The sequence below is a fragment of the Amycolatopsis sp. NPDC003861 genome, from assembly GCF_053605405.1.
Window position 1 is genome coordinate 1 of record NZ_JBSGJD010000444.1, and the last position, 3,903, is coordinate 3,903.

At 74.4% G+C, this 3,903-nt stretch carries 5 protein-coding genes; 2 read left to right on the forward strand and 3 right to left on the reverse strand.

All coding sequences use genetic code 11. From position 1 onward, the window contains the following. Positions 1 to 30: 30 nt before the first annotated feature. Positions 31 to 1,230 carry a cysteine desulfurase-like protein gene (locus ACWEVN_RS46970; protein ID WP_449684095.1) on the reverse strand — a complete coding sequence of 400 codons (1,200 nt, stop codon included), beginning with the start codon at positions 1,228 to 1,230 and terminating at the stop codon, positions 31 to 33. A 54-nt stretch (positions 1,231 to 1,284) separates the two neighbouring features. After that, on the reverse strand, positions 1,285 to 1,509 hold the full coding sequence (locus ACWEVN_RS46975; RefSeq protein ID WP_449684094.1) for a hypothetical protein: 225 nt from the start codon (positions 1,507 to 1,509) through the stop codon (positions 1,285 to 1,287). A 97-nt stretch (positions 1,510 to 1,606) separates the two neighbouring features. Here ACWEVN_RS46975 and ACWEVN_RS46980 point away from each other — a divergent pair, with 97 nt between their 5' ends. Further along, positions 1,607 to 2,857: a glycosyltransferase 87 family protein gene (locus ACWEVN_RS46980; protein WP_452055593.1), complete on the forward strand. Its 1,251-nt coding sequence runs from the start codon at positions 1,607 to 1,609 to the stop codon at positions 2,855 to 2,857. Here the strand turns inward: ACWEVN_RS46980 and ACWEVN_RS46985 are convergent. Continuing rightward, the gene (locus ACWEVN_RS46985; RefSeq protein ID WP_449684092.1) at positions 2,808 to 3,242 is read right to left on the reverse strand and encodes a DUF4383 domain-containing protein; all 435 of its coding nucleotides are present in this window, start codon (positions 3,240 to 3,242) and stop codon (positions 2,808 to 2,810) included. The genes ACWEVN_RS46980 and ACWEVN_RS46985 overlap by 50 nt on opposite strands. Before the next feature lie 87 nt (positions 3,243 to 3,329). Here ACWEVN_RS46985 and ACWEVN_RS46990 point away from each other — a divergent pair, with 87 nt between their 5' ends. Next, positions 3,330 to 3,791: an SRPBCC family protein gene (locus ACWEVN_RS46990; protein WP_452055594.1), complete on the forward strand. Its 462-nt coding sequence runs from the start codon at positions 3,330 to 3,332 to the stop codon at positions 3,789 to 3,791. Positions 3,792 to 3,903: the final 112 nt, after the last annotated feature.

Consider the following 3,903-nt stretch of genomic DNA (forward strand, 5'->3'; position numbering starts at 1 on the left):
GCCGGGGAAATCCCGGCTCGCCACCCGTCGTCAGCCGCGCGGGAGCGACGCCACCCCGGCCAGCAGCCGGTCGACGTCGTCCGCCGTGGTGTACGGCGCGATCCCGGCCCGGACCGCCCCGGTGTCACCCAGCCCCAGGTGCCGTGAGCACTCCAGCGCGTAGAAACTCCCCGCCGGAGCGTTCACCCCGTGCGCGCCGAGGTGCTCGTACACCGCCTGCGACGCCACGCCGGCCACCGAGAACAGCACCGTCGGAGTCCGGTGCCGCTCCGGCGCGCCGTACCGCGTGACGTCCGGAAGCGCGGCCAGACCGGCGTCGAGCCGGGCCAGCAGCGCGGTCTCGTGCTCCTCCAGCCCCGCCATCGACTCCTGCAGCCGCGCGCGGCGCGTCCCCGTCCCCGGCACCAGCCCGGCGAGGAAGCCGATCGCCGCGGTCGTGCCCGCCAGCAGCTCGTAGGGCAGCGTGCCCAGCTCGAACCGCTCCGGCACGGCGTTGGTCGAGGGCAGCAGCTTGTCCGGGTGCAGCGTCTCGAGCAGCGCCGGCGCCGCCGCGACCACGCCGAGGTGCGGCCCGAGGAACTTGTACGGCGAACACGCGTAGAAGTCGGCCCCGAGCGCCGTGATGTCCACCAGAGCGTGCGGGGTCAGGTGGACGCCGTCGACGTAGAGCAGCGCGCCCGCGTCGTGCACCTGCGCGGCGATCGCCGGGATGTCCGGCCGGGTGCCGAGCAGGTTCGACGCCGCCGTCACCGCGACCAGCCGCGTCCGCTCCGACAGCAGCGCGCCGATCGGCGCGAGTTCACCGGTGGCCGGGTCGAAGTCCAGCCAGCGCACGGTGGCCCCGGCCGCCGCCGCGGCCTGGACCCACGGGCGGATGTTGGCGTCGTGGTCGAGGCGGGTCACCACGACTTCGTCGCCCGGGCCCCACTTCTGGGACAGCGTCCGGGAGAAGTCGTACGTCAGCTGCGTCATGCTGCGGCCGAAGACGACACCCGCCGGGTCGGCGGCGAGCAGGTCGGCCACGGCGTCGCGGGCTTCGGTGACGACCGCGCTCGCCCGCCGTTCGGCCGCGGTGACGACGCCGCGGTTGGCGATCGCCGCGCACAGCGTGCCGGCCACCGCTTCCCCGACGACGGCGGGGACCTGCGAGCCACCCGGTCCGTCGAAGTGGGCCGCGCCGCCGTCGAGGGCGGGGAAGTGCGCTCGGATCGTCTGAACGTCGTAGGTCACGCCGCCAGCATGCCGAACGGTGGCCACCGGCCTCAAGATCCCCTGGTCGGGAAGTCAGCGCCCCCGGTTGCGCGGGTGCTCCCGCGCCCGGCGTTCGTTGCCGTGCTTGTAGTTGCCCGTCACCTTGGCCATCAGCAGCTGCTGGTCGTCGCCGCGGGCCACCGCGGCCAGGAAGCGGGCGGCCGCGGTCCCACGCAGTGTCCCCGCGGGCCGGCCGCGGTGGGTGATGGTCACGGTGCCGTGCTCGTCGCGGTAGGCGAAGCCCTCCGGTGTCCCCATGCGCCCCAGGGTGACACGGGCGGCAACCGGTTTTCCCCGGGTCGGATCCGGGGGGTTCCCGGATGGTGCCCGGGCCCGGACCCGACAGAATGCGAGGATGACCGGAGGGGGAGCGGGGCTGCGGGCCCGGCTGGGGAACAGGTACGTGCTGCTCGGCGCGCAAGTGCTCGTGCTGGTGGCGGTGCTCGTGTCGTACAACGGCGGCCGGTGGCGGTTCCCCGCCTACCGCGTCGACCTCGACGTCTACCGGCTCGGCTCGTCGGCGCTGCTGCACGGCCAGGCGCTGTACGGCACGCTGCCGCCCACCGGCGACGGCCAGTTCCTGCTCTTCACCTACCCGCCGTTCGCGGCGATCGTGCTGGCCCCGCTGGCGGTGCTGCCGTACTGGGCCGCCTGCCTCGCGCTCACCCTGCTGACCCTCGGGGTCCTGGCGGCGGTCCTGGTGACCGTGCTGCGTGCGCTCGGCGCGCGCTGCGACTGGCGGCGCGTGGTGACGCTGCTGCTGGCCGCCGAAGTGCTGGAGCCGGTGCTGCGCACGCTGTACGCCGGTCAGATCGACCTGCTGCTGCTCGCGCTGGTCGTGCTGGACGTCCTGGTGGACCACCCGCGCTGGCCGCGTGGCCTGCTGATCGGCCTCGCCGCCGCGGTCAAGCTGACCCCGGCGGTGTTCCTGCTGTACTTCCTGCTCCGCCGCGACACCCGGGCCGCGGTGACCGCCGGGGTGACGTTCCTGGCCGCGACGGCGCTGGGGTTCCTGCTCGCCGGCACCGACTCGGTGCGGTACTGGACGGGCGCGCTGTGGGACACCGGCCGCGTCGGCGAGCCGACCTACGCCGGCGACCAGTCGCTGCTCGGGCTGCTGGCCAGGGCCGGGGTGCCGGCGGAGGCGCGGACGGCGTGGTGGCTGCCGCTGGTGGCGGTGGTGCTCGCCCTGACGGCGTGGGGCGTGCGGCGTGCGCTGACGGCGGGGGAGCCGACGATCGCGCTCGGCCTGAACGCCCTCGGCGGGCTGCTGGTCTCGCCGATCTCGTGGACCCACCACTGGGTGTGGGCGGTGGTGGTCCTGCTCGGCTGGGCGGAGCTGGCCCGCCGCACGCGACGGCGCGGGTTCGCCGTCCTGGCCGGGACGGGCACGGTGCTCTTCGTCGCCGGGCCGCAGTGGTGGTGGCCGCGCGGCGGGGAGGTGGAGCGGCACTGGAACTTCGTCCAGCAGCTCACCGGCAACGGCTATGTCCTGTACGGACTCGCGGTCCTGCTCACCGCGGTGCTGGTGCGGTTCCCGCGCCGGGACGGCCTGGTCAGCGACGTCGTGCCGGCCCACGCCGGAGCCAGCCCGCTCCCAGGATGAACATCGCCGTGCCGAGCGCCAGGTCGAAGCAGATGCCGGCGGTGTTCCACGGCAGCGTGTCGGTGACCGCCGACGGGAGCGGGAGCAGCCCGGCGAAACCGGCCACGACGTAACAGACACCGGCGGCGACCAGGAACCGCGCGGCCCACCGCGACGAGCGCGTGCAGAACACCGCGGCGGCCCCGGTCAGCAGGTGCACCAGCGTCCACACCCCGGACACGGCGAGCACGCCGAACAGCACGCGCGGCCCGCCGCCGTCCGCGACCCCGGACATCAGCTCCAGCGCGGCGAGGACGAGGAACAGCAGGCCGATCAGCATGCCCATGCCCTGAACGGGGGCGGGGCCCCGCCGGGGTGCCCGGGTCTCGGGTTCGGTGGCCGTCATGGTTCCTGGGTTCCCCGCGCGAACCCTTTTAATGCACCGCATCCGGGGTATCCGGGCACGATCCGGACGCCGACGAGGAGTGACACGATGACCGAGTACCGCCACAGCGCGACCGCCGACATCCCCGCGGACGAGCTGTTCGCCTTCCTGAGCCACCCCGAAAACCTGCCGCGGTACTTCCCGGAGATGAAGGTCGCCGAGCCGAAGGGCGGCGACAGCGTCCACGTCGAGGCCGAGGTGCACGGCGAACGCGTGGCCAGCGAGGCGTGGCTGCACACCGACCCGGCGACGAGGTCGCTGACGTGGGGCGCCGAGGGCCCCGACGACTACCACGGCGAACTCCGCATCTCCGACGACGGCCCGGCGTCCTCGGAGATCACCGTGACGCTGCACAGCGTCCGCGAAGCCGACGGCGACGAGGTCCAGCAGGGCCTGGAACGCACGATCGCGGCGATGACGCACGCCGCGTCGTCCGACGCCGACGTCGAAGCCGCCGAAGGCCAGGGCGGCTGGACCTCCTACGACGACAAGAGGGACACGTCCAGCTGAGGCGGGAACGGCCCGTAGGCGTTGCCGCGGGCGCCGCGGGCGCGCACGGCCGGCACGGCGAACAGGTACTTGAGCAGCTTCGGCGGGGCGGCGCCGCGCCCGCGGGCCCGCG